Raw genomic sequence first — 25,358 nt, 5'->3', positions numbered from 1 at the left:
CGGGGCTGGTGGGTGCTGCAGGGGGGCTCAGTCGATGCGGTGCTCCCGCCAGAAGGGCGCCAGGTCGACGGGGGTCGCGGCCTGGGCGGCGGCCTTGAACTCGGCGGTGGTGGAGACGCCGAACCAGTGGGCGCGGGCGTAGTCGTGCAGCAGGGTGGACATCGTGTCCGCGCCGATCAGTCGGCGCAGTTCGTGCAGGGCGCAGGAGCCGTGGTCGTAGATGACCGGCTCGTAGCGGTCGGGGTGGGCGTCCCAGTAGCTCATCGAATTGGTGAGGCGCTCGCCCGGGGCGAGGAAGGGCGTGGCGGCGGTGCAGCCCTCCTTGGTCCGGCCCATTTCGACGTCCATGGCGTACTCGGCGAAGGACTCGTCCAGCCAGGGCGCGCGGTACTGGTCGTCGCCGACGACGCCGTACCACCACTGGTGCGCCAGCTCGTGGATGACGGCGGAGGGGCGGATCCGGTCCAGGACGAAGGCCGGGTACTCCATGCCGCCGAAGTCGAAGGCGTCGTCGAGGACGGTGGCGACGTCCCCGTACGGGTAGGGGCCGTAGCGGGCGGAGTGGTCGTCGATGGTGCGCAGGGAGAGGTCCAGCATCGCGCGGGCGTCCTCGGCGGTGACGGCGGCGACCGAGTAGACGGCCATCCGGACGCCGCCGGCCGACCGCCCCTCGATGCGGTGGAACGGCCCGGCGGCCCAGGCGAATTCGCGGACGTGCCGGGCGCCGACCCGGGTGATCGTGCGGCCCGGACCGCCGGGGGAGTCGACGGCGGTACCGGTGGCGGGCACCAGCACCTCGGTGGGGTGGTCGAGGGTGACGGCGAAGTCGGAGGCGAGGCCGAAGAAGGACTCGCCGAGCTCGCTGTACGGGTCCAGGTGCCAGCCCGTCCCGTCGCGGACGGCGAGGACGGGTAGGGCGTTGCCGATGAAGCTGAACGCGCCGTCGCGGCCGAAGCGGTCGATGCCGTCCGGGACGTCGACGGCGAGGTCGAACTCGACCGTGCCGGAGGCGCCTTGGGCCAGCGGGCGGGCCAGCGGGACGCGCAGGGCCGTGCAGTCGACCTCGGCGGTCCCGTCCAGGCCGGTCACCCGGACGGACGGGGTCGCACAGCCGCCGCGGAAGTTGTCCCAGAGCCGCAGGTACACCTCGTGCAGCGGCTCCGGCGAGGCGTTGCTGAAGGTGATCCGCTCGTGGCCGTGCCAGTGCGCACCGGTGGCGTCGCTGCTCAGCCCGACGGCGTAGACCGGGGTGCCGGGGGTGCGCGTCGGGTCGGCGGGGGCGCGGCCGGGCGGGGAGGCGGCCACCGACAGGAGGACGGCGAGGACGGCGAACAGGGGGAGGAGGCGTCGCACGCCGTGGACTCCTGTCGGTGGAGGGGGGCGGAGGGGCCGGGTGCAGGGGCGGGGTGCCCTGAGAACGGCCCCGACCACCCCGGGGACACGAGCACCTCCGCCGTCGGGGTGACCGCGCAGACCTCCCGCCGACGGCACGGGGAGCGAGGGCTCGGGGAGCGGCGCGGGGACTCGTCAGCGGACGGGCAGGGCGGCTCCCGAGGTTTCGACCAGGAGCTGGAGCAGGGCGTCGGCGACCTGGGCGGCACCCGCCGTGCCGACCGCGTTCGTCAACGCCGTCCAGTCGGGGACGTGATGGCCGGGGACGTGATGGCCGGGGGCATGACGCCCGGGGGCAGTCAGGTCGGCCCCGGGCGCGTCGGCCAGCCTCTCGGTCAGCCCGTCGGCCAGCTGTTTGAGCTTCTCGACCAGGCCCTCCCGTACGGCCGTCGCCGTCCGGTGGCGGCCGAGGTCGGCGGCGCGGGCGATGCCGCCGTAGATCAGGTCGAGTGCCTTGCCCTCACCGTGGACGCGCAGGGCCAGCGCCTCCTCCTCGTCGAACACCTCCCGGGGCCAGCGGAGGCGGACGTCGGCGCCGAGCGCCTGGCTGTGGAAGCGGCCGCTGAAGATCTGGCTGAGGTTCTGCGGCGGCAGGCAGAGCGTGGGGGTGCCGAGTCGCCCGGCCTCCAGGAGGGTGGTCAGCCCGGGGGAGGTGAGCAGCACGTCGCACTCGGCGAGGCGGCGCAGGAACTCCTTGTGGGGGAGGGCGCCGACGGCGGTGATGGGCGGATGGGCGCAGGAGTCCACCAGCTGGGCGGCCAGCCAGGCGGGCAGGTTGCCCGCGATGTGCACCTCGGTGACCCCGCTCGCGGTGAGCGCCTCCAGCGCGGCGGGCAGGACGAGTTGCGGATAGCTCGCCCAGTCCGTGAGGTGGGGCCCGCGCAGTCCGCCGAGGTTGAGCAGCGCGCGCCGGGGGTGGGGCGTGGGGGTGCTGCTGCGGACGACGCCGCCGTCGTCGATCACGGCGTCCACCCAGCGGAGCTGACGTGCGTCGGCCAGCACTCGGGCGCCCTCCGGCGGCAGCTCCACGCACCGCTGGGCGCAGTACACCTCGGCGTCCAGCGGGAGGTCGGGCCGGTCGCCGTCCGTCCAGAGGAACGGCAGGCTGTCCACGAACACCACCGGCACCCCGCAGGCCCGCAGCGCGTTCGCCAGCGCGCCGTCCAGCACCACGAGCGCCGCCCGCACCCGCTGCGCCTGGACGATCCGGCTCAACTCCCGGTTCGACCGCTCCTCCGGCAGGTCGAACCAGCGCTTCACCGGCTGCTCGGCGAGCACCGGTCTGCCCAGCCCGGAGGCCAGTCCGATGAATCTCAGCCGTTCGCCGCCGCGGGCCCGGAGCGCGGACAGGACCGCGCTCAACTTCCCCGAACTGCCCCAGCCGAACTCCACCCCGGCCACGGCCACCGTGCTGCTCTCCGCGTTCGCCTTCATCGCTGCCAACTCCCCCGCCCGTACCGGATTTCCTGTCGCTCCGCATTCGTACCAGCCGGGTGAGGAAGGGTCGGTTCGACTACCTACGGAAAAGTGAAACCTAACCACCCCACCAGGTGAAGTTCCCGTTCAGCGTATTGACGAAGGAGGGTCAAGCGGCGCAGTCGGCAGCCCGCCGCTCCCCACCGGGGGAGGGTGTCGGCTACCGCCCGGGGGTGGCGTCCTCGATGGCCGCGAGCAGGCGGGTGTGAACGGCGGTGGCGGCCGCGCGGGTGGCCGGGTCGGGGTCCTTCAGCTGCGGGGTGATCAGCTCGGCGGCCGCGGCGAGGACCGGTACGGGCACGGTCGCCTCGCGCAGGTGGAGGAGTTGGGAGGCGGCTCGCTCACCGGGCGTGGCCTGGGTGCGGGCATCGGGGATGAGGGCGGTGAGGCCCCGGGGAATCGGCTGAGTGCTGGTCACCCGCCCCATTCTTCCGCGCCCCGCCCGACCGTGGTGACCGGGAACCGGTAGGGGCCGGCGGAGAGGGTCGGGGGCGCCCTGACCGTGGGCGGAGGGCCCGTCGCAGCGGCCCCGGGCGTGGGGATCGGGAAAAGGTTTGGCGGGGTGCCCGGGAAATCTTGTATGGTTCTTCGCGAATCATCCAGAGGGGTGGAGGGACCGGCCCTACGAAGCCCCGGCAACTCCCCGTTCGACCCGGCGTCCGAAGTACGCGCCGTGCCGTTCGGGGTCAGTGCCAACTCCGGCCTGTCGCCAACGTGGCGCGGGGAAGATGAGGAGACACGGTGCTCTCTGTGCTGTCCTTCGCCCGGGCGCTTCCCGCCCCGGCCCTTTCGCGTACCCGTCTCGTGCTCGGCGCAGGCAATCTGCTGTTCCCGCAGGCCTGTCCCCGCTGACCACCCCGCTCCCACCCCCACCGGAGCGCCCGTGAGCCGAACCCACCCGTCGCTCACGGGATCTGAGACTGGAGTACCCGTCCATGGAGAACACGAGCGGCGTCGGCGTGCTCGACAAGATCACCTCGATCCTCGGCACCCTGGAGGCCGGCCCGGCCACCTTGGCCGGGCTGGTCGACGCCACCGGCCTGGCCCGGCCGACCGCCCACCGGATCGCCGTCGCACTGGAACACCACCGGCTGCTCGGCCGGGACCTCCAGGGCCGGTTCGTCCTCGGCCCGCGGCTCGCCGAGCTCTCGTCCGCCGCCGGTGAGGACCGCCTGCTGGCCGCCGCCGGTACGGTCTTGACCCACCTGCGCGACGTCACCGGCGAGACCGCCCAGCTGTACCGGCGGCAGGGCGAGGTCCGGATCTGCGTCGCGGCCGCCGAGCGGCTGTTCGGCTTGCGGGACACCGTTCCGGTCGGCCTGGCCCTGCCGATGAAGGTCGGCTCGGCCGCCCAGGTCCTGCTGGCCTGGGAGGAGCCCGAGCGGCTGCACCGCGGGCTCCAGGGCGCCCGGTTCACCGCCACCGCGCTCAGCGGTGTGCGGCGCCGGGGGTGGGCCCAGTCGATCGGCGAACGCGAGCCCGGCGTCGCCTCCGTCTCCGCGCCCGTGCGCGGCCCGTCCGGGCGGGTGGTGGCGGCGGTCGCGGTCTCGGGGCCGATCGAACGGCTCACCCGGCACCCCGGTGCCCGCCTCTCGCAGGCCGTCATCGAGGCGGCCGGCCACCTCACCGAGGCGCTGCGCATGCCCTGACGGACGAACTGCGCACTCAAGAGCGATGTGCGGGCCCTGGCCGAGCCGCTGACCAGGGCCCGGGCGGCCACCGGCACCTCCGTGCCGGTGGCCGGACCGGCTCAGCGCCGCAGGTGCTGGACGGCGCGCGGGCCGGCGGCGGGCGCCCCGGTGCGCGCCGCCTGGTCGGTCGGCGCGCCCGCGGCCGGGCTGCGCAGGGTGTCGGGCCGGAAGCGGCCGCTGTAGACGTCGGTGGAGTTCAGCGGGTCGGCGCCGGCGGTCACCAGCACCGGGCGGATCCGGTGGCCGTCGGTGATCAGGGCCTCGTAGTCGCCGAGGAAGTGTCCCCCGGCGAAGGGCGCCTTGAGCCAGTCGAAGACCGGCGAGATCTGCCGCTCGACCGGGCTGTTCTCGCCGCCGCGCGGGAAGCTGAGCAGCCAGGCGGCGGTGGGCAGCGTGGTGGTGTCGCCCGGGGTGAGGTAGCGCAGGTCGTAGTAGCTGACGGCGACGGTGCCGTCGGCCGTCACGGTGATGGACGGGGTGAAGGCCGGCGCGCCCGGGGCCTGGTTGATCCGGGTGGGGGCGCTCCAGGTCCGGCCGCCGTCCGTGGAGTGCACCAGCTGGATCGCGTCGTACCGGCCGCCGGTGGACTCCGAGCCCTCGTAGGCGAGGTAGAGCTCGCCGGTCTGCGGGTCGATGGCCACGCTGGGCAGGCCGGCGCCGGCCCGGAGGGACTTGGTGGCGTCGGTGGGCGCGTTCGGGTGGACCTCGGGGACGGAGGTGTCGGCGGCGACCCGGACCGGCTGGCTCCAGGTGCGGCCCTGGTCGGTGGAGCTGACCATGCCGAAGTGCACATCGCTGACCGTGGTGGCGGTCGCGTCGGTGAAGGTGATCCAGTCGAAGAAGTCGTACAGCGTGTCGGTGCGGGGGTCGACCACGATCTGGTTGCCGATGGTCTGGGTGTTCGGCGTCGTGGCGGTGATCACGAAGGGCTTCGCCGGGGACCAGGTGCGGCCGTGGTCGCGGGTGACGGAGAGGTAGCCCGGCCCGTCGAAGACCGGCGTCGGGCCGGCGGCCTGGTCCACCCGGTCCCAGACCTGGTAGGCCGTGCCCGGGTGGACCGGGTCGGCGGTGACGGCGTTCTTGTCGTCGGTGATCGCCGGGTCGTTGTCGCCGATCAGCTCGGTGACGTGCTGCCAGCTGCGCCCGCCGTCGGTCGAGGTGGCGGCGGCCACCGCGCTGCGGGGCGTGGTGGCGTCGAAGACCAGGGCGCTGGCGTAGGCGGTGCCGTCGGGGCCGAAGCTCACCCAGCCGTCGGAGGCCCGCTGGTAGGCCAGCCCGCCCGGGGCGCAGTGGGTGAACGGCAGGGCGGTCTGGGTGAAGTGCACGCCGTCCGTGGTGTAGCTGGAGCTCAGGCCGCGGGCGCCGCCGTTGGACCAGCGGTCCTGCTGGTAGATGGTGATGGTGTTCGCCGGTGCGAGCGGGTTGGCGGCGGCGTACGGTTCGTCCTCCGCGGACGGGTAGTTGGTGCCGTCGCCGTCCGCGGAGAGGTCGCAGGCGGCGTACGGGTCGCCGGGCGAGATCACGGCGAGCGGGGCGTCGGGCGTGCCCGCGCCGGTCGCGGTCGTGTCGGTCGGGTTCGCGCCGCTCGCGGTCGTGCCGGGCGTGGCCGCGCCGGCCGGGGTGCCGCCCGCGACGGCGGCGAGGAGGAGCGCCGCGGTCGCGGTGGCGAGCGACGCTCTGGTGCGGAACTGCATGGAGACCCCCATGGTCGTCAGCGGGAGGTGCCTGGTGTGCTGGATGGTGGTGCTGTGCTGTCCCGGTGCCGAACGGGAGTTGACGTTCGGTCGGCCGCGCGAGTCTAGCCAGCCCCAGGGGGCGCGCCAACCATCCGCGCGCGCTCCTTACCCAGTCCGTACCATCCCTCGCCCTACCGGCCCTGACCTGCGGCTTTGCTCCCACGTCCCGGTTGTCCCCCGGGCGATCGACCGTCCGGGCGCCCATCGCCCGGATATTCGGTTTGCCCTGTCGTACCCCCGTTCTAGGGTGCTCCCGACACGACCTGAGAGAGAGTCCGTTGAGCCAAACCTTTCGCGTCGACCTGCGCGGGATCGTCGACCTCCTGAGCCACCACCTCTACACCAGCCCGCAGGTGTACGTCCGCGAGCTGCTGCAGAACGCCGTGGACGCGATCACGGCCCGGCACCCGGGCGACGCCGCCGCGGCGTCGCGGGAGGCCCGGATCGCGATCGCCTCCAGCGACACCACCGGCGACGGCTCACTGAGCATCAGCGACAACGGCATCGGCCTCGCCGAGGCGCAGGTGCACGAGTTGCTGGCGACGATCGGGCGCAGCTCGAAGCGCGACGACCTGGGTTTCGCCCGGCACGAGTTCATGGGCCAGTTCGGCATCGGCCTGCTGTCCTGCTTCATGGTCTCCGACGCCATCGAGGTCACCACCCGCCGGGCCGGCGAGCCCACGGTGCGGTGGCACGGCTTCTCGGACGGCGCCTACTCCGTCGAGCTCGCGCCCGCCGACGGACAGCGCGAGGAGACCGGGACCACGGTCACCCTGCGCCCCCGCCCCGGCTGCGAGCACCTGCTCACCCGCCGGGCCGTGACCGAACTGGTCAGCCACTACGGAGCCCGGCTGCCGCACCCGGTCACGGTGGACGGCACCCCGGTCACCGGCGGCCCCGCGCCCTGGGACCGCCCCGAGGGCGAGGGCGAACCGGCCCGCCGCGCCCGCCTGGAGGCGTACTGCGAGGAGGTCTTCGGCTTCGCGCCCTTCGACGTGATCGACGTGGCCACCGCCGAGGCGGGCCTGCGCGGGGTGGCCTTCGTCCTGCCGATGCCGGCCAACCCGGCCGTCCCGGCCGCGCACCGGGTGTACCTCAAGCAGATGCTGCTCGCCGAGGGCGCCGAACGCCTGCTGCCGGAGTGGGCCTTCTTCGTGCGCTGCGTCGTCGACACCTCGGAGCTGCGGCCCACCGCCAGCCGCGAGGCGCTCTACGAGGACTCCCTGCTGGAAGCGACCCGGGACGCCTTGGGCGACCAACTGCGCGGTTGGCTGGTGCGGTTGAGCCGTCAGGAGCCCGCCCGGCTGCGCTCCTTCCTGCGCGTCCACCACCTGGGCGTCAAGGCGCTCGCCCTGCACGACGACGACATGCTGCGCCTGGTCGCCGAGTTCTGGCCGATGGAGACCAACGTCGGCCCGCTGACCCTCGCCGAGTTCGCCGACCGCTACGGCCTGCTGCGCTTCACCCCGCTGCTGGACGAGTTCCGGCAGCTGGCGCCGGTGGCCGCCGCGCAGGGCTTGGCGGTCGTCAACGCCGGCTACGTGTACGACGCCGAACTGATCGACCGGCTCGCGACGGTGGACCGCGCCCTGGAGGTCGAGCAGCTCCGCGCCGCCGACCTCACCACCCACCTCCAGCGCCTCGACGCGGCCGAGGAACAGGCGATCGCCCCGTTCCTGGCCGTGGCCGACCGGGTGCTCGACCGGCTCGGCTGCGACCTGCTGGTCCGCTCCTTCGAACCGTCCGGACTGCCCTCGCTCTACCTCCTGGACGAGGACACCGCCTTCCACCTGGACGTCCAGGGCGCCCGGGAGCAGGTGGACGAGACCTGGGCGGCGATCCTCGGCAGCTTCCAGGCCGACACCCCGCCCCGGCCCCGGCTGGTGCTCAACCACCGCAACCCGCTCGCCCGCCAGGTCCTCGCGCTGGCCGACCCGGAACTCCGGACCATGTGCCTGGAGGGCCTGTACGCCCAGGCGCTGCTGCTCGGCCACCACCCGCTGCGCCCGGCCGACACCGCGGCCCTCAACCAGTCCTTCCTCGGCCTGATCGGCCGGGCCGTCGCCGGAGGTGTGCGATGAGCCGTACCGAGCAGGAGCTCCGGCAGCTCTACGCCAGTACGCGCGGGATGCCCACCGGTGCGGCGAAGTTCGCCGTCCTGGAGGAGGTGATCCGCCACGCCGACGCGCTCGGGCTGGTCGAGTTCGCCTTCGACGTGCGGATGTCGGCGACCTCGGTGTTCCAGCACAGCTGGGCACCGGAGAAGGCCTTCCTCACCTTCTCCTGGTGCCTGGCGGCCTACGACCGGGAACCGCACCGCTTCGGCTCCGGACACGAGCACACCCTGTTGTGGCAGTTCAAGTGGATGGCCTACAGCGTCTACCAGTACCCGGAGATCCCGCTGCAGCGGGGGACGGACCTGCTGGAGGACATGGAGCGGCGCTACCGCCGGGGCGGTCACAGCATGCACGCGGTCCTCCAGAACCGCGGCGAGGCGGCGCAGTTCACCGGCGAGGTCGAGCGGGCCCAGGCCTACTACGAGGAGATGGCGCTCACCCGCAGGGACGCCCTCTCCGATTGCGCGGGCTGCGTGCCCAGCAGCCAGGTGCAGAGCCTGGTGGCGCTCGGCCGGGACGAGGAGGCGATCCGGATCGGAGAGTCGGCGGTCCGCTCCGGCTGCACCGAACAGCCGCAGCTGATCTACTCCGAGCTGCTGCTGCCGTTCGTCCGCTCCGGCCTGGGTGAGCGGGCCGTCGAGGCGCACCGCGCCGCCTACCGGAGGATCCGGGACAACCCGCACCACCTGGGGGAGTTGGCGCTGAACCTGTTGTTCTGCGTGCACAGCGGCAACCTGGTGCGCGGACTCGACCTGATCGAGCGCCACCTCTCCTGGCTCGACCGGCCGCGTACGCCGCTGACGGAGATGGAGTTCGCGGCGGCGGCCGTGGCCGTCCTGTCCCGGAGCCAGGAGCAGAACGGCGGCGACGGCGGGGCGGTGCTTCGCTTCCCCACCGTCGAGGGCAAGCGACGACCGGATACCTCGGTGGCCGAGCTCGCGGTGGAACTGCGCGAGCGCGCCCTGGGCATCGCGGAACGTTTCGACGCCCGCAACGGCAACAGCTACCAGAGCACCCGAATACGCGACTGGATGGACACCGGCGCGATCGGCGAGCCCCTGCCGCTGTCGGTCTTCGAGCGGGCCGTGAACTCCCGCAGCGGGGAGCGCCTCCAGCGGCTGCTCGAGCAGGTCGCGGACCGGACCGCGGCCGGCGACCTGGTCGCGGCGGCGCGCAACAGGGTGGCCGTCGCCGAGGTGCTGCTCGCCGACGAGCAGTACGCCGAGGCCGCGGAGGCCGCCGAGGAGGCTGTCCGCGAGCTCGACCGGATCGGGCTGACGGCGGACGCGGCGGCCTGCCGCTGGGTGCTGGCGCGCGCCTACCGGATGGACGGGCCGGGCGGCTCCGGCATCCGGGTGCTGCGCGAACTCCTGGACTCGGATCCGTGGGGGCGGGAGGCGCAGGACGGTGCCCCGGCGGCGTCGCCGGAAGCGCTGCAACGGCTGCAACCGCCATCGCTGCTGCCGGCGCGTCCGGAGCTCGAAGCCGCCCTCGGCCGGTGGCTGGGCTACGGTCCTGAGGCGGCCGGCTGGAGCCTCGCCGCCGCGCGCGGCTTCGCGGCCGCGGGGCGGGAGGAGGAGGCGCTCGCGGCGCTCGGGGAGGCGCTGGCCCGGCACCCGGACGCCGATGCCGAGCCCACGGACGGCGTGCTCGCCGACCTGCTGGGGGAGACCGGTGCGGTGCTCGGCCGCCTCTTCGGCGAGGCCGGTTCGCCCGGTCGGGTCGGCGAGCGCGGCCCGACAGGCCTGGCTGGCCCGGCCGATCCCGCCGTCTCGCCCACTGTCGTCGTCCTGATCGCCTACGCCGAGCACCTGCAGGCGATCGGCCGCCTGGAGGAGGCCGCCGAGCGGCTGCGGACGGCCTGCTCCCTGCTCGACGCGCACCCGGACACCGAAGCGGCCGGGCGCCGCAGCACGGTGCTCACCGACCTCGGTGAGGCGCTGCTGCGACTCGGTGACGTGGCGGCCGCCGAGGAGTTCGCCCGTGCCGCCCTCGCGCTGCTGGACCCGGACGACGCCTGGGAGGAGATCGTGCTGCTCGGAAAGGTCCTGCGGGCCCGGGGCGCCGACGAGGAACTGGCGAAGCTGCTCACCGAACACGGCCTGGAACTGGAGGACCTCGACGACTGAGCCGACCTGCCGGTACCCGACCCTGAGGGTTTACCGGCCGCCCTCCCGCAGGGCGCGCTCGACGGTCCGCAGGGCGGTCGCCGACTGCTCCCAGCCGTGCCACCAGAAGAGCCCGCCGTCGTGGCTGGCCTCGGCGGCGAGCGCGGTCAGCTGGGCCCACGGGCCGGCCGGGATGCCGAACCGGGGCTGGGCGGCGAGCCCTTGGACCGCCGCGGCCTCGACCGGGACCATGCCGACCAGGGGGAAGGGCGCGCCGTCTGCGGCTCGGCCGGTGCCGTGGAGCATCGGGTGCAGGGTGATCGGGTCGAGCAGCAGGGTGAGGGTGGCGCTCGGCACGGCATCCGGGCCGTCCCGCCAGTCGAGGCGTCGGCCGGTCAACTCGGCCTCCGGCACGGGCTGTCCGTCGAGGGTGACGCCGTCCTCCGCGATCCGCAGCTTCGCGCCGACGCCCGGCCGCGAGGGCAGCCGCAGCCGGTAGTCCCCGTACAGACACGGCGGGACGTCCGCCAGCGCCCGGTCGAACGGGACGGTCACACCGTCCACCTCGAAGCCCGCCGGGCCGATCAGCACCGCGGCGGTGACGGGCTCGCCGTCGACGCTGACCCGCAGGCGCGGCGCCGTACCGACCGCGTCGGGCGCCACCTCCACGCGTACGCCCCCGGCGTGGTACCCGCCGACCAGGTCGGCGAGCGGCGGCGTCTCCGGCAGCGGGTACTCCGTCAGGCGGACGGCGTGCCCGACGGCGTGCCCGACGGTGTCGACCGTGCTGACGGTGCCGAGCAGGCGGCGCCGCCCGTCGCGGCCGAACTCGGTGCGCAGTTCGCCGCCGCTGCCGTCCGGCTCGCGCCAGCGCAGCACGCCGCGCTCATAGCGCGGGTCGGCGATCCGGCGGCCGTTGACGTGGACCCGGTGCCGGGGCGGGTCGGTCGCGCGGCCCAGGACGTAGACGGAGAGCTCGCCGGCCGGTGTGCCGTACAGGCCGGTCCACGGGTAGAGGGCGTCGGCGAGGACGGAGTCCAGGTCCTGCCGGATCGACGGCCAGCCCGTGACGCCCTCGCGCAGCAGCCCGCGCGCCTCGGACTTGCGGGTGAGCAGGGTGCGCAGCCGCCGCGCGGCCTCCGGGGCGGGCCGCCGCCGTACGCCCCGGGCGGCGGCTTGCAGGGCGAGGTCCTCGCGCCGGGCCAGCAGGGCGCGTTCGGCCGCGCCGAGCTCGGGCGGCGCCCAGTCGGCGACGGCGGCCGCGGGCTCCCGGACGTAGCGTTCGCGCAGGGCACTGTCCTCACCGAGGGCGAGGACGAAGCGGGCGCCGGGCGTGTCCTCCTGCCAGTGGTACGCGGCCGGGACGCGGAAGCCGGCGAAGTCGTCGAGGGCGGCGAGCTCCCGCGGGCCGTACTCGTCGATGGTCCGCAGCGGCCCGTCGGGCGGGCGGACGGTCTGACCGGGCTTGAGCAGCCCGAGGCGTCGGAGCGCCTCCGGGTCGGCCGGGGCGGCCGCGGTGGGTGCCAGGTACCAGGTGGAGGCGCTGGTGACGGAGCGCTGCACGGCCGGGTCGCGCAGAGCGGCGACGGTGTGCTCGGCGGTGACGGGTTCGAGGCCGCGGTAGCGGGCGCCGATGTAGTTGACCACGGTGTGGTCCGGCCCGTAGACCTCCTCCAGCCGGTCGAGCAGGACGGGCAGGTGGCGGTTGGTGAACCCGCCGCGCTGGTAGTCGAGTTCGCCGACGACGCCGACCTGCCAGAGCACCAGGTGCAGGCCCGGGTCGATGCGCCGGCCCCGGATCAGCAGGTCGGAGGCCTCGAAGGTCTGCATGCCGGGGGTGCTCGGGTCCACCCCGAGGTCGGCGCAGAGCACGTCCAGGGCGCTGATGCCGGGCCGCATCACGGCGCGGTGGCCCTCGCGGCGGGCGATCCGGACGGCGCGGTGGCTGGAGAGCACGAAGATGCCGGGGTGGCCGTAGAACACCGCGGCCACCCGCCGCCCCGCGCGGACGAAGTGCAGGACGGCTTCGGACATCTGGACGTACGTCAGGTACCGGTCCTTGGCGTCGTCGTAGAGGACGCCGAGGTCGTAGGCGTCCGGTCGCCAGGCGTTGATCCGCACCACCGTGGCCGGGTCCGCCACGCAGTGGAAGACGTGGTCGGCCTCGCGGAGCAGACGCTCGTCGGCGCGGGTGAACCCGGCCGCCTCGATGCCCGAGCCCAGGACGGTCAACTCGCCCTTGGCGTCGTCGGATCCACCGCTGGCTCCATCGCCGGGCGGACCGGCTGCGGCGATCGCGCGGGTCAGTTCGGCCCACCGGTCCTCGTGCTCGCGCCGGGAGGGGAAGCGGTCGAAGGGGCGGGCGTAGCGGTGGGCGGAGGGCAGGCCGTGGTCCATGCGCGCGGCGCGGTCCTCAGACCGTGCCGGCGGCGGTGTCGGCGGTGTCGGCGGTGTCGGCGGTGTCGGTGATCCGGGGCGCCGTCGCGTCCACCAGGAGCGGGGGGTCGAGCTGGACGTACGTCTGGACGACCTGCGGTGCGGGCCCCGCCGGGGCCGCGACGTCGAACTCGAAGTCCATCTGGATGGACTGCGGCGGCAGCGGATCCATCTGGGTGACCTGCGGCATGGGTTCCACCGGGATCGAGAGGGCACCCGGTTCCGCGAGGTCCGTGAGGTCCGCGGCGATGTCGCCGGCCAGGGCGAGGTCGATGTCCACGTCGATGTCCACGACGTCGACGGGCAGGCTGCTTGCGGTGAGCGTGATCACGGCGGTCACTCATCCCCTCGGAGCCACGGTGGCAGGCGAGTTCATGCTACTGATCGGCCGTCCGGCCGAACAGGGGCGGAGCCCTCGGACATCGCCGACCCGGAACCCGGCATCCCACCGTCAGGCAATCGGCCCAGCCCGGCGCGCGCCCGCCGAACCGGGCTGGTGAGCTGTGCGGGGAGCCCGCCGCGGACCGGTCTCCCGGACCCCGAAGGAGACCCCCGTGCCGGATCCGACGACCTCGTACGCCGACCTGCGCGCCCTGGTGATCAACTGCACCCTCAAACGCTCCCCGGAACGCAGCCACACCCAGGGCCTGATCGACGTCAGCACCGGCATCCTGCAACGCCAGGGCGTCGAGGTCGAAGTCCTGCGCGCCGTCGACCTCGACATCGCCACCGGCGTCTGGCCGGACATGACCGAACACGGCTGGGACACCGACGACTGGCCGGTCATCTACTCCCAGGTGATGTCCGCCGACATCCTCACCCTGGCCGGCCCGATCTGGCTGGGAGACAACTCCTCCGTGATGAAGAAGGTCATCGAGCGGCTCTACTCCTGCTCTTCGATCCTCAACTCCGAAGGCCAGTACGCCTACTACGGCCAGGTCGGCGGCTGTCTGATCACCGGCAACGAGGACGGCGCCAAGCACTGCGCGATGAACGTCCTCTACAGCCTCCAGCACCTGGGCTACACCGTCCCCCCGCAGGCCGACGCCGGATGGGTCGGCGAGGCCGGCCCGGGCCCGTCCTACCTCGACCCGGGCTCCGGCGGCCCGCAGAACGACTTCACCAACCGCAACACCACCTTCATGACCTGGAACCAGCTCCACCTGGCCCGGATGCTCAAGGACGCCGGCGGCATCCCGGCCCACGGCAACCAGCGCTCCGAGTGGGACGCCGGCTGCCGCTTCGACTTCGAGAACCCCGAACACCGCTGAGCCGCCAGGCATTTGTCGGGTGGGGCTGGAAGCCTGGCCGGGTGTGCCTGATCGTTACGTGGTGGAACTGCATCGGCCGGTCCGGTAACGAGATCGTACGGGCGCGAACGGATCGGGAGAAGGGTTCCCGGTTCGGTGAAATGCATGGCTACGACGGTGCGCGGCTGCCCTCCCCAGTGCTGCGTCTCGCCGCCAGTTGTCGTTTCGGGTCTCAACGGCTGCCGGGCCCTGCGCCGGCAGATGGCTGTCACTGGATTGGGGGAGCCGGGGGAGCGCTTGGTGTGCGGCGCCGGGCCGCGACCACCGTCTGGGAGGTTCGGTCTCGTAGTGCACGTACGTGATCAAGGCGATGGCGCCGGTCTACGGTCGTGGAAGCCGTCTGCGGACGGCAGTCAGGCCGGCGTCCACGTGTGGTTGATGGTGTCACCGCCGAGCGCTACTGAAGGTCAGCTCCCAAGGGCCGGTGCGTCCCGGGTGAATTCCAGTCGTGGGTTGGTGGCGGCCTCGCGCAGTGCGTCCGCGCCGTGGCGGCGCGGCCACGCTGCCGTGGTCAGGTGCGTACGGCTGTCCGGGCGGCGGGACCGAGGAGTATGCCGAGATCCCTGGTACGGGCCATTGCCACCGTGCTGTCGCCACCGTTGAGTGGGGGCATGACCACCCCTGGGTACGCGGCCGCCGAGCGGGTCGTCCTGCGGATCGCCGCCCTCCCCGTCGGCGCTCTCGACCCACTGGGTCCGCGGGCCGCCCGGTACGACCCGGACGGGACCGACGAGGAGCTGGCCGCGTACGTGACGGCCCTGGCCTCCCACCCGGTGCTGCGCGAGGCGGTGGAGCTGGCGAGCGACTCGCTCGCGTCGGCGCTGCGGCAGATCGAGCAGGGCCGGGTGCCGCGGCGCGGGCGGCTGGTCGCGGTGGCCGTGGCCCTGACGAAATACGCCCTGCGGATCACCCGGCGCCCGACCCCCTTCGGAACCTTCGCCGGGGTCGCCTTCGCGGAGCTGACGCCCGCGCCCTACGCGCGGGTCGGCGAAGCGCACCGCAAGTCGGTGCGCCCGGACGCCGAGTGGTTCGCGGGGGTCGTCGACGCGTGTGTGGCGGCGGGCGGGCCGGTCGGCGACGCGCAGGTCGTCGTCAACGACCTGTGCCGGATCCGCGGCGACCGGCTGCACCTGCCGTGGGCGGCACCGGCGGACGGCGCCACGGCGGAGCGGGACCGATCGGTCCGGCTGGGCCCTGCGGTCCGGTTCGTGTCCGAGCGCGCGGCGCTGCCCGTGCGGTTCTCCACCCTGGCTGGGGAACTGGTGGAGCGCGGCCTGGCACCTGCACCGCAGTGGGCCGACCAGCTGCTGCGCAGACTGGTCGCGGCACGGTTCCTGCTCACCTCCCTGACGGCCGAGGTGATCGGCGCTACCGCGCTGGACGACCTGCGGCTGCGCGCCGTCCCGGGGACGCGGGCCGTGCCGGCCGGGGCGCGGGAAGCGCTGGAGGCCTACGCCCGCACGTCGCCGGGCGACGGGCGCGAGGAGCTGCGCCGGGCGAAAGCGGTGCTGCGCGGGGTCCGCGAGTCGGGGCCTCCGCCGCTCCAGGTCGACGTGCGGGCGGACGCCGCGGTGGGCCTGCCGTCCGCTGTCGGCCGCGAACTGGAGCACCTGGCGGCCTCGCTGTGGCGGATGTCGCCGCACCACGGAATCCTGCCGCACCTGGACGCCTATGCCGCCGCTTTCACCGAGCGGTACGGCGACGGGTTGTCGGTGCCGTTGCCCGAACTGACCGACCCCCACCGGGGCCTGGGGCTGCCGGGTACCGCCCGGCCGGCGGCGCACCGTCGGCCGCGGCCGGGCGGGGAGCGGGACGCGGCACTGGCCCGGCTGGTGCACGACGCGGTGCGCGACGGCGGCCGGGAGGTCCTGCTGGGGGAGGAGACGCTGCGGCGGCTGGAGGTCGCGCACGACGGCGAACCGGGCCCCGCGTCGCTCGAACTGTTCGTCCAGGTCCTCGCGCGGAGCGTGCCGGAACTGGCAGCGGGTGACTTCACGTTGCTGCTGTCGCCGTCCGGCGGCTCGGAGAGCGCGGGCGCCTCGGCGGGACGCTTCGCCGACCTCCTCGGGACCCGCGAGGTCGCGGCCCTGGTGGCGGAACCCGCACCGCCCGGGGCAGTCCGCGCCCAGGTGATGTTCGAACCGGCCGGCGCACGGCACCGCAACATCAGCCAGGTGCCCCGGCTGTTGGACCAGGTCCTGCCGGTCGGGGTCTTCGCCGACCGGTCGGCCCCCGGCACGCTGGACTGGCGGCGGCTGGCCGTCGTCGCCGACCGGGGCCGGCTGCGGCTGGTGGAACCGGAGCGAGGCCGGGAGATCGTCGTGCGCAAACCGCACCTGCTGAGCGCGACCGCGGCGCCGCCGCTCGTGCGGTTCCTGCTGGAGCTGTCCACGGTGCGTCAGGCGACCTGGTCGCCGTGGCGCTGGGGGGCGATGGACGCCCACCCGTTCCTGCCGCGGGTGCGGCACGGACGCGTGGTGGTCACCCCGGCCCGGTGGCGGCCGGCACCGGGCATGCTCGGCCCGGACGTCCCGGCGGCCCGGTGGCGGGCGGCCTTCGAGGAGTGGCGGTCGTCGCTGGGCGTGGCCCGGCACGTGCTCGCGGCGGCCGGGGACCGGGTCTGCGCGCTCGACCTGGACGAACCGCTGCACCGCGAGGTGCTCCGGCAGGAGCTGCGCGACGGCAGCGTCGAGGTGCAGGAGGACCTGGCGTCCGCCCCCGATGCCTTCGGCTGGCTCGGTGGGCACGCCCACGAGATCGCGGTGTCACTGACCCGGCTGCCCGATCCCGCGGCGCAGCCGGCCCGGCCCGCCCCGGTGCCGCCGGTCTCGCCCGTGCCCCTCCACAGCCCCGGCGGGGAGTGGCTGTACGTCAAGCTGTACGCGGCCGCGCAGGAGCACGATCGGCTCCTGGCCGGACCGTTGGGGCGCCTCCTGGAGGCGGTGCGGGAGTCGGGGCACACCGACCGCTGGTTCTTCACCCGGTACCAGGATCCGGCCCCGCACCTGCGGCTGCGGCTGCACGGCGATCCGGCGGTGCTGCTGCGCGAGGTGCTGCCGACGCTGCACGCGGGCCTGACGCGGCTGCGGGAAGCGGGGCTGGTCGGCGACTGGGTGCTCGACGGCTACCGCCCGGAGCAGCAGCGCTATGGCGGCCCGGCGGCCCTGGCACTGGCGGAGGAGGTCTTCGCCCTCGACAGCCGGGCGGCGCTCGGCCTGATTCCGGTGTGCGCCGCGGGCGGCGACGGCCTGCCGTCGGAGCTCGTGGCGGCGGCGCAGCACGGCGTCCTGCTCGACGCGCTGGGTGATTGGCCGTGGTGGGAGTGGGTGGACCGCCAGTACCCCAACACCGAGGAAGGCCGGCAGTTCTACCGGCGCCACCGGGCGGCGGCGCTCACCCGGATCGTTCCGGGCCGCTGCCTGCAGGCGTTCGGCGGGCTGCCGGGAGCCGGGGCGGTGGCGGGGCTGTGGGCGCGGAGCGGTGCGCCGCGCCGTTTCGGCGAGGCCGTGATCGGCGCGCCGCTCGACGAGCGGACCTCGGTGGCCGTCGACGGGTTGCTGCACATGCAGCACAACCGGCTGATCGGCCCGGACCGTGGGCACGAGACCCGCACGCTCGCGGTGCTGCGGGGCGTGGCACGCGACCACCTCGGCAGCCTGCGCCACCGGAACGCCGGCCCCGGTTGACCGGCGCGGTGGGGGCAGCGAAGCGGTGGGGGTCAGTGGAGCTGGTGCCGAACCAGCCGGGCGAACGGGCCGTCGGCGTCGGCCATCAGCGCGGCAGGCGCGCCCTGTTGGACCACTCGGCCGGCGTCGAGCACGATGACGTGGTCGGCGTTCACGACGGTGGAGAGCCGATGGGCGATGACGATCCTGGTCGCCCGCTGCCGCAGCGTACTGTCGGCGACGACCCCCTGGGTCACGTTGTCGAGCGCGCTGGTGGCCTCGTCGAAGAACAGGATGCGGGGCTGCCTGATCAGGGCCTGGGCGATGGCGAGGCGTTGCCGCTGTCCGCCCGACAGGGCGCCGCCGTCGCCCAGCAGCGTCTGCATGCCCATCGGCATGGCGGCGATGTCCTCGTCGAGTCCGGCGAGCCGGGCGGCCTGCCACGCCTCCTCCAGGGTGTGACCGCGGTCGGCGGTGATGGCCTGCAGGACGGTGCCGTCGAGCGGCCGTGCGTGCTGGGTGACCACGCCGCACTGCCGCCGGACGGCGGCGCCGTCCAGGGTCGCCAGGTCGCGGCCGTCGTAGCGGATCACGCCCGAGGACGGCTGCTCGAAGCCGAGCAGCAGGCGCAGCAGGGTCGACTTGCCGCAGCCGCTGGGGCCCACCACGGCGAGCATCTCCCCGGGACCCACCCGCAGGCAGACGTCCCGCAGCACCGGTACACCGGGTTCGTAGCCGAAGGACAGGTGCTCCACGGTGATGTCACCGGCGAGCTGTCCAGGCGCTTCCGCGTCCGCGCCGGCCTCCAGCGGGTGCGCGAGCAGCGGGCGCAGCCGGGTGAACAGCGGGACGGCGGCCAGAGCCGAGTTCAGCGCGACGGCGACCTGCACGGCGCTGCTGACGGCCACCGAGAGCGAGGCGTAGAACGACAGGAACCGTGCCTCGGAGACCCCGGCGCCGACGGGACCGGACGCCAGGAAGACGACGGTCGCACACAGCGGCGGGTAGCAAGCGGCCAGCACGGCCACGGTGTTCTGCAGGCGCACCGCCCGGCGGGTCGCCCACTGCTGGTCGCGGTAGCGTTCCGCCCAGTCGGCGATGACGCGGTCCTCCGCGCCGGCCACCCGGATCTTGGTGTGCGCGCGCAGCAGGTGGAAGACCCGGTCGGTCACGGCACTGCTGCGGGCCAGCAGTTCCTCCTGGGCCCGGGCCTGCAGCAGACCGAGCCGGCCGAGCACGGCGACGGCGGCGAGGATCGGCCCGGTCGCGACCAGGGCGAGTGGCAGGCTGATCCAGTACATCAGCGCCAGGCCGACCACGACGGCCACGGCCGAGTGCAGCAGCAGGGAGGTCAGGCCCGCCAGCGCGGTGCGCCCGGCCAGGACGCCGAGGACGGTCTGGGCGAGCTCGCCGGTGGAGCGGCGGCTGAAGAAGCGCACCGGCAGCCGCAGCAGCCGGTCCCACAGCGCCGCTTGGGCGGTGGCCTCCAGCCGTCCCTCCAACCGCAGCAGGGCGGCGTTCTCGACCACCCCGAAGACCGCCGACGCCAGGCCGGCCGCGATCAGCGCCAGGCACAGCTGCGTGATGCTGCCGGTGCGCCCGGCGGGCACGTAGGAGCCCAGGACGGTGCCGGTGGCCAGCGGTACGAGGGAGGCCAGGAGCACGGCGGCGAGCGCGGCTGCGACCATCCGGGCGGCGTCGGCCCGCGCACCGCGCACTGCGTGCCGCAGCAGGTCGCGCAGCCGCAACGGCCCGGCGGGCAGCGGGCGGTGGAAGGTGACAGCGGTCCGCTCCAGGGTCGCGGCGGTGCGCGCGGTGACGGGCGAACCGCCCCCGTCGGGGTCCAGCAGTCGGTAGCGGCCCCACCGCCGCAGCAGGGCGACGGGGGTGCCGTCGGCCGTGCGGTGGCCCAGCAGCGGGCCGCGGTCGAAGCGCCACCAGGGCCCGGTCAGGGCGATCCGGCGGGCCCGGGTGCCGGTGCGGCGTTCCAGGTCCGCGACGGGGTCGTCCTCGGCTCCGGGCCCGGCCAAGGGTCGGGCGGGGGCCGGAGCGGGGGCACGGTCGGGGGCGAGGGGCAGGCCGAGGGCGACGGCGACGGCGGCGTAGCGGTCGGCCGCGTCCGTACCCTCCCCGGGGACGACGGCCGCGACACGCCCGGGAGCGACCGCGGCCCGCAAGGCGTCCGACGCACGCCGCCGGGCGTCCCGGTCGGCCAGCCGGGAGGCGGCCGCCTGACGGTCCCGGCGCCGTTCCCGGGTGTCGATGGCCGTCTCGGCGGCGCGCAGGGCGTCGGCGAGGTGTGCTGCGGCGCGGGCGTGCACGGCAGCGCCGGTGCGGGCCTGCCCACTGCGGGCGGCGTGTACGGCGCCGGTCGGTGGTGCCGCGCAGCGGCTGGGGCCCGGTGCGGACGCGGCGGTGAAGTCGGCCAGCACGCCCAGGACCGTGTCGACGCCGAGGTCGAGGGCGGTGAGCTCGGGGCCGGTCAGGGGGTCGGCGGGGTCCTCGGGCAGGTCGATGGCGCGCAGCCGGGCGTCGGCCAGAGGACGCAGCACGAGCTGGTGGCGGGGTCCGGCGGCGGGGGCGGCCAGGACGGCACCGGGCCCCAGCCGGGCGAGGTGGTGCCAGGGGCCTCCCGTCCCCGCCGGGTCGGCTGCGAACAGGTCGGCGGATCCGGCCGCGACCAGCCACAGCACGCCGGTGGAGGTGAGGGTGAGGGGCCGCTGACCGGCGGGTTCGCCGCGGCGGGCGAGGGAGGCCGCGGGGTCGGGGGATGCCGGTGCGGCGGTCCGGGACTCCATGTCAGCCCTCCTTGACCAGCCGGCTGTACGGCCCGTCGGCGGCGAGCAGTTCGTCGTGCGTGCCGCGTTCGCGCACCCGTCCGTCGTCGAAGACGATGATCTCGGTGCTGTCACGCACCGTGCTCAGCCGGTGGGCGATGACGACGACGGCGCAGCCGCGTCGGCGCAGCCGGTCGGTGACGACGGCTTCGGTCTCGGCGTCCAGGGCGCTGGTGGCCTCGTCCAGGACGAGCAGGCGGGGGTTGCGCACCAGCGCGCGGGCGATCTCCAGGCGCTGGCGTTCACCGCCGGAGAAGTTGCGGCCGTCCTCGGCCACCCGGCAGTGGATGCCGCCGGGGCGCGCGAGGACCGCGTCGAGGACGGCGGCGTCCCGCAGGGCGGCGACGACGTCCTCGTCCGGCACGGAGGGGTCCCACAAGGTGATGTTGTCCCGCAGGCTCGCCTCGAACAGCACGACGTCCTGCTCGACGGAGGCCACGCAGGAGGTCAGGGCCTGGTGCGGCACGTCGTCCAACGGGCGTCCGTCGAGGGTGACGGTGCCGCTCCAGGGCCGGTGCAGGCCCAGCGCGAGGCGGGCGACGCTGGACTTGCCGCTGCCGGAGGCACCGACGAGCGCGACCTGCCGGCCGGGCCGCACGGTCAGCGACACGTCGTGCAGCAGTGGGGGCCGGGTCGGGTTGTAGCCGAAGCTGACACGGTCCAGGACCAGGTGACCGGTCAGCCGGTGCGGTGTGCCCTGCCCGTCGGGCGACGGGTCGGGCTCCGTGGGGGTGCCCCCCGCGTCCACTGCGTCCTGCGGGGGAACGTCCTCCACGTCCCGGAGGCGGGCGACGAGGACGCCGAAGTCCTGGAGGCGGCCGACGGAGGCGGTCAGCTGGGCCAGCGGGACGCTGAAGCCGGTGACGAACACCTGGAAGGCCGCCAGCGCCCCGATGCTCAGCCGCCCGTGGGCCGCCTGCACCCCGCCGATCAGGAGCAGCAGGGCTCCGTTGACGGCGGCCACCGTCGGGGCGACCGCCATCAGCAGCGAGCCGACGGCGTCGACGCGCTGGCGCCCCGTCACCACCGTGGCCAGGGCGCTCGTCCAGCGCCGGAAGTTCTCGGCCTCGCCGCCGGTCGCCTTGAGCGTCTCGATGAGTTGGAGGCTGTTGACGGTGGTCGTGAAGAGCCGGGTCTCGTCGGCCGCCAGCCGGGTGGCGCCGTCGGCACGGGCCCTGGCCGCCTGGCGCGCGGCGGCCAGGTTCACCAGGGACAGGGCCACGGTCACGCCGGTGAGCCAGGTGTCGTACGTCGCCAGCAGGGCGAGGTAGACCGCTGCTGTCAGGGCGTTGACGGCGAGGTTGGTGACGTCGGTGGACAGCACGGTGGCCACGTCGTCGTGGGAGGTCATGCGGCGGGTGAGGTCGGCGGTGCTGCGCCGGCCGTGGAAGGCGGTGGGCAACCGCAGCAGGTGCCGCAGGAAGCGCACCGAGGAACGGGTGGCGGCGACGAGGCGGACGCGCAGCACGAATCCCTGGCGCATCGCGGTCACCCCCGCGGTGAGCAGCACCGCGGCGGCCATGAGGGGGAGGAAGGGGGCCTGGGGCTGGTCGCCGTGCGGCAGGACCAGGTCGACGAACCACCGGGTGAGCGCGGGCAGGGCGATGCCCGTGAGGGTGGTCAGCACACCGCAGAGCAGGATGAGCCACAACAGGGGAGCGGTGCCGGCGAGTCGTCCGTGCAGTCCGGCGAGCGGGCCGGGCCGGCGTCCGGCCCGCACGAAATCGCCGCCGGGGTTCATGGTCAGGGCGAGGCCGGTGAAGCTCTCGTCGAACTCCTCGGCCGAGACGCTGCGGCGGCCGAAGGCCGGGTCGTTCAGGTGGACCAGGTGCCTGCCGAACCGGCGGCTGAAGCCCTCGACGACGAGGAAGTGGTTGAACTGCCAGTACACGACGGTGGGTTGGCGCAGGGTGGCCAGCTGCCCGGGCTCCAGACGCCGTCCCTGGGCGTTCATGCCGTAGCTCCGGGCGGCCCTGACCAGGGCCGCGGCGGTGGCGCCGTCCCGCGAGACCCCGCACGCGATCCGCAGTTCCTCCAGTGGCACGTGGCGTCCGTGGTGTCCCAGCACGATGGCCAGGCTCGCGGCGCCGCACTCCGCGGCCTCCATCTGCTGGACGCGCGGGGTACGCACCCGGCGGTGCCGCACGGCCGTCGGCATCAGGACACCACCAGGCTGACCGGCCTGACCGGCGGCAGGTCGATGGCGGCACTGACCAGGGTGCGGGTGTCGATCGGGTAGGGCGGCCCCTGCGGCGTGGACCAGCGGTAGCCGCTGACCGTGTTGCCGGGCAGGAGGCGCACGATGACCCGGACCGGCTCGCCCCGGGCCGTGAAGTCGCCGGCGAGTTCGGGGTCGGCCAGGAAGGCCGCGAGCTGTCCGCGGCTCTGGGGGCGAGCCCCGACCTCCTGCACGGTGCCGCGCACCACGCCGTACTTCCGGTCGGGGACCGACAGCACCGCGAGGTCCACGTGCTGGCCGGGCCGGACGCGGGCGGCGTCGGCGGGCGGTAGGTAGAGGGCGGCTTCGAGCGGGGAACCGGCCGGACCCGGTTCGATCACGGCCAGGGTGTCGCGGACGGTCACCTCCCCGCCGACCACGGCCAGCACGGAGGCCATCCGGCCGGCCGAGGCCGCCCGCACCGCGTGCGGCCCGTCGGCGCCCGCGACGGTGAAGAGCACGGTGCTGGGCGTGAACTCGGCGCCCTCGGGTACGGGGGCATCGACGATCCGGCCGGCCACCGGGCTGCGCAGGGTCGTGCTGCCGGCCGCGCGGGTCAGGACCCCGGGGGCGTGCACGGTCTGCGGCAGCGATCCGGCGCAGGCCCACACGGCGCCGCCCGCCACGAGGACGGTGGCCAGCACGAGCAGCAGCACGCTGCGGGTGCCCGCGAGCACGACCGGGACATCCGACTCCTCGGCCCGGCCGAGTCTGGCCAGGGCGCGGCGACGGAACTCCATGCGGGTGTGCACCTTTCGCTTGGCGGGTGCCCGGGTCGGCCGCGATCCGGCGGGAACCGGCCGTCGCCGGCCCGGGCACCCGGTCGATCAGGTGTTCAGCAGGCGCGGGATCGGCAGGGAGGCGCCGGAGACGTCCTCCAGCTCCTCCTCGGTGATGATGATCTCGGTCGCCGCGAGTTCGGCGTCCACGTCCTGGGCGGCATCGGTGTCGTTCGCAGCCATGCCTTTTCCTTTCTCTCGAGACAGGAATGTCCTGGTCGGACGCCTCAAGGTTCGGACCGGCCTGATTCCGGGTCAACGGATTCCGGGAGATGTGACGGTAGGTCCCTCGGTGACCCGCGGCGTTCCGGTGCCGGCCGGCGGACGATGCCCGCGCGGTGGAGGGTGCGGACGAGCGTCACGGCCGCCTCCACGGTGACACCGGGGATGTCGCGGGCGCACCACGGGACTTGACCGCCCTGGCCCCACCGGGCCGCCAGGAAGCGGGCGGCGGGGCCCTGGAGCGTCAGGGACCGGTCGGCGAGGTCCAGCCGCAGCCGCCCATCGTCGCCGTGGACCATGTCGAACAGGCTCTCGGGGACCAGGACGACGAGGGCGTCGGCGTCGACGGCGGGGCCCAGGGCCGCGGCGACGGGAGCGACATGCGGTTCGTGGTAGCCACCGCGCACCAGCCTGGCGACGCCGTCGGCGAAGGCGGCGCTGTCCACCCGGGCGAGCGCCTCGGTCAGTTCCCGCCGCACCTCGTCGGTCACTTCGGTCAGCCGACCGGTGTCGCGGCCCAGGCCCCACGGCAGTTCGGCGCGCAGGTCGGTGAACTCGCCCTTGCGGCTGCCCAGGTGGCGTACCAGCTGCTCGGCGAGCCAGTGCCGGGTGAGCATCGGCACGAACCCGATGGTGACGTGCACCGAGGGCTCGTCGGTGGCGGTGCCACTGTGCAGCCAGCCGCGGGGGATCCACAGCACGTCGCCGGGGTGCAGGGTCACCTCCAGAGCGGCGGGCTCGTGCGCGAACCGCTCCAGTTGCGCGGCGGTGGGGCCGTTGTCGTGGTTGGTCTCGTGCGGCAGCGGGTCCGGGAAGGGCTGCTCGCGCACCCGCCAGGTCTTGCTGCCGACGGTCTGGACCAGCACGTTGCCGCGCTCGTCGAAGTGGTACGGGAAGCCGGTGCTGCCAGGCGGAGTCAGGAAGGCCGTGGCGGTGGCGGCCGTGCCGACTTCGTGGGCGAGGCCGCGGCAGAAGTCACCGACGGGCCGCCAGTACCTGTGGATGTTGTCCAGCACCAGGGTGGCGCCCCGGTCGAGCAGCCCGGTCACCGCCCCGGGGCGCACGTGCCCGGCGAAGGACCGCTCCAGGGACCGCTCGCCCCAGGTGTAGTCGGCCGGCGGCACCTCCCGGCCATCGAGCACGATGCGCACGTCGGCCGCCGACACCCCGTCGCGCAGCAGCTCGTCGGTGCCCTCGAGGTCGAGCAGCCCGGCCAGTTCGCCCGCCGGCATCGACCACACCTGCGGAGTGGTGGGCGGGCCCGACAGGAACTCCTCGGGTGACGGCACGAGCTTCGCGAGTGCTCGGTAGCGCATGGTCCGGTCTCTCCGTTCCGGCGGGGAAGGCTGCGGTGGGTTGCTCGGGCAGTGC

General features: G+C 74.5%; 16 protein-coding genes, 1 pseudogene and 1 riboswitch. Of the genes and pseudogenes, 6 read left to right on the top strand and 11 right to left on the bottom strand.

Annotated elements, in window-relative coordinates; all coding sequences use genetic code 11:
- Positions 1 to 27: 27 nt before the first annotated feature.
- From ACFVXG_RS00610 to ACFVXG_RS00600, 3 genes are all read right to left on the bottom strand, one after another.
- Entirely contained in the window at positions 28 to 1,353 is a 1,326-nt protein-coding gene (locus ACFVXG_RS00610; RefSeq protein ID WP_387922906.1) for a M1 family metallopeptidase, read from the bottom strand.
- Between the two features lie 174 nt (positions 1,354 to 1,527).
- Positions 1,528 to 2,826 (bottom strand): hydroxymethylcytosylglucuronate/cytosylglucuronate synthase, encoded by a 1,299-nt coding sequence (locus tag ACFVXG_RS00605; RefSeq protein ID WP_387922904.1) that lies wholly within the window; start codon positions 2,824 to 2,826, stop codon positions 1,528 to 1,530.
- 202 nt (positions 2,827 to 3,028) lie between these two features.
- The gene (locus tag ACFVXG_RS00600) at positions 3,029 to 3,286 is read right to left on the bottom strand and encodes a hypothetical protein (RefSeq protein ID WP_387922902.1); all 258 of its coding nucleotides are present in this window, start codon (positions 3,284 to 3,286) and stop codon (positions 3,029 to 3,031) included.
- Between the two features lie 174 nt (positions 3,287 to 3,460).
- Positions 3,461 to 3,603: riboswitch (SAM riboswitch) on the top strand.
- Between the two features lie 200 nt (positions 3,604 to 3,803).
- On the opposite strand from ACFVXG_RS00600, the gene ACFVXG_RS00595 reads away from it, so the two are divergent.
- Positions 3,804 to 4,517, top strand: a complete 714-nt coding sequence (locus tag ACFVXG_RS00595) for an IclR family transcriptional regulator (protein ID WP_387922900.1) — start codon at positions 3,804 to 3,806, stop codon at positions 4,515 to 4,517.
- Positions 4,518 to 4,618: 101 nt separating this feature from the next.
- On the opposite strand, the gene ACFVXG_RS00590 is transcribed toward ACFVXG_RS00595, so the two are convergent.
- Entirely contained in the window at positions 4,619 to 6,253 is a 1,635-nt protein-coding gene (locus ACFVXG_RS00590) for a neuraminidase (sialidase) (protein ID WP_387922898.1), read from the bottom strand.
- A 320-nt stretch (positions 6,254 to 6,573) separates the two neighbouring features.
- On the opposite strand from ACFVXG_RS00590, the gene ACFVXG_RS00585 reads away from it, so the two are divergent.
- Both ACFVXG_RS00585 and ACFVXG_RS00580 read left to right on the top strand, forming a co-directional pair.
- Positions 6,574 to 8,376, top strand: coding sequence for an HSP90 family protein (locus ACFVXG_RS00585; RefSeq protein WP_387922896.1), 1,803 nt, complete (start codon positions 6,574 to 6,576; stop codon positions 8,374 to 8,376).
- On the top strand, positions 8,373 to 10,541 hold the full coding sequence (locus ACFVXG_RS00580) for a hypothetical protein (protein ID WP_387922894.1): 2,169 nt from the start codon (positions 8,373 to 8,375) through the stop codon (positions 10,539 to 10,541). The genes ACFVXG_RS00585 and ACFVXG_RS00580 overlap by 4 nt, the downstream gene beginning before the upstream one ends.
- Before the next feature lie 30 nt (positions 10,542 to 10,571).
- Here ACFVXG_RS00580 and ACFVXG_RS00575 read toward each other — a convergent pair whose 3' ends face one another.
- Both ACFVXG_RS00575 and ACFVXG_RS00570 read right to left on the bottom strand, forming a co-directional pair.
- Entirely contained in the window at positions 10,572 to 12,917 is a 2,346-nt protein-coding gene (locus ACFVXG_RS00575; protein ID WP_387922893.1) for an SAM-dependent methyltransferase, read from the bottom strand.
- Positions 12,918 to 12,933: 16 nt separating this feature from the next.
- Entirely contained in the window at positions 12,934 to 13,296 is a 363-nt protein-coding gene (locus tag ACFVXG_RS00570) for a hypothetical protein (RefSeq protein ID WP_387922891.1), read from the bottom strand.
- Positions 13,297 to 13,510: 214 nt separating this feature from the next.
- Between ACFVXG_RS00570 and ACFVXG_RS00565 the strand changes: the two genes are divergently transcribed.
- The 3 genes and pseudogenes from ACFVXG_RS00565 (at position 13,511) to ACFVXG_RS00555 (ending at position 17,952) form a co-directional block, all read left to right on the top strand.
- Positions 13,511 to 14,227, top strand: coding sequence for a flavodoxin family protein (locus tag ACFVXG_RS00565; RefSeq protein ID WP_387922889.1), 717 nt, complete (start codon positions 13,511 to 13,513; stop codon positions 14,225 to 14,227).
- Between the two features lie 50 nt (positions 14,228 to 14,277).
- Positions 14,278 to 14,409: pseudogene (locus ACFVXG_RS00560) on the top strand (pirin family protein); the annotation flags it as partial.
- A 468-nt stretch (positions 14,410 to 14,877) separates the two neighbouring features.
- On the top strand, positions 14,878 to 17,952 hold the full coding sequence (locus tag ACFVXG_RS00555; protein WP_387922887.1) for a lantibiotic dehydratase: 3,075 nt from the start codon (positions 14,878 to 14,880) through the stop codon (positions 17,950 to 17,952).
- A gap of 32 nt (positions 17,953 to 17,984) precedes the next feature.
- On the opposite strand, the gene ACFVXG_RS00550 is transcribed toward ACFVXG_RS00555, so the two are convergent.
- The 5 genes from ACFVXG_RS00550 to ACFVXG_RS00530 form a co-directional block, all read right to left on the bottom strand.
- The gene (locus ACFVXG_RS00550; protein ID WP_387922885.1) at positions 17,985 to 20,729 is read right to left on the bottom strand and encodes an NHLP bacteriocin export ABC transporter permease/ATPase subunit; all 2,745 of its coding nucleotides are present in this window, start codon (positions 20,727 to 20,729) and stop codon (positions 17,985 to 17,987) included.
- 1 nt (position 20,730) lies between these two features.
- Positions 20,731 to 22,926 carry a cysteine peptidase family C39 domain-containing protein gene (locus ACFVXG_RS00545; protein WP_387922883.1) on the bottom strand — a complete coding sequence of 732 codons (2,196 nt, stop codon included), beginning with the start codon at positions 22,924 to 22,926 and terminating at the stop codon, positions 20,731 to 20,733.
- Entirely contained in the window at positions 22,926 to 23,726 is an 801-nt protein-coding gene (locus tag ACFVXG_RS00540) for an HlyD family efflux transporter periplasmic adaptor subunit (RefSeq protein ID WP_387922881.1), read from the bottom strand. Before ACFVXG_RS00540 ends, ACFVXG_RS00545 begins: the two co-directional genes overlap by 1 nt.
- Positions 23,727 to 23,813: 87 nt before the next feature.
- Entirely contained in the window at positions 23,814 to 23,948 is a 135-nt protein-coding gene (locus tag ACFVXG_RS00535; RefSeq protein ID WP_387922879.1) for a hypothetical protein, read from the bottom strand.
- Between the two features lie 44 nt (positions 23,949 to 23,992).
- On the bottom strand, positions 23,993 to 25,303 hold the full coding sequence (locus ACFVXG_RS00530) for a JmjC domain-containing protein (RefSeq protein WP_387922877.1): 1,311 nt from the start codon (positions 25,301 to 25,303) through the stop codon (positions 23,993 to 23,995).
- Between the last annotated feature and the right edge of the window lie 55 nt (positions 25,304 to 25,358).

This window comes from Kitasatospora sp. NPDC058162 (assembly GCF_042884005.1).
Classification (GTDB): domain Bacteria; phylum Actinomycetota; class Actinomycetes; order Streptomycetales; family Streptomycetaceae; genus Kitasatospora.
The sequence above is the reverse complement of the archived record's forward strand: the minus strand, read 5'-3'. Positions and strand labels throughout refer to the sequence as shown.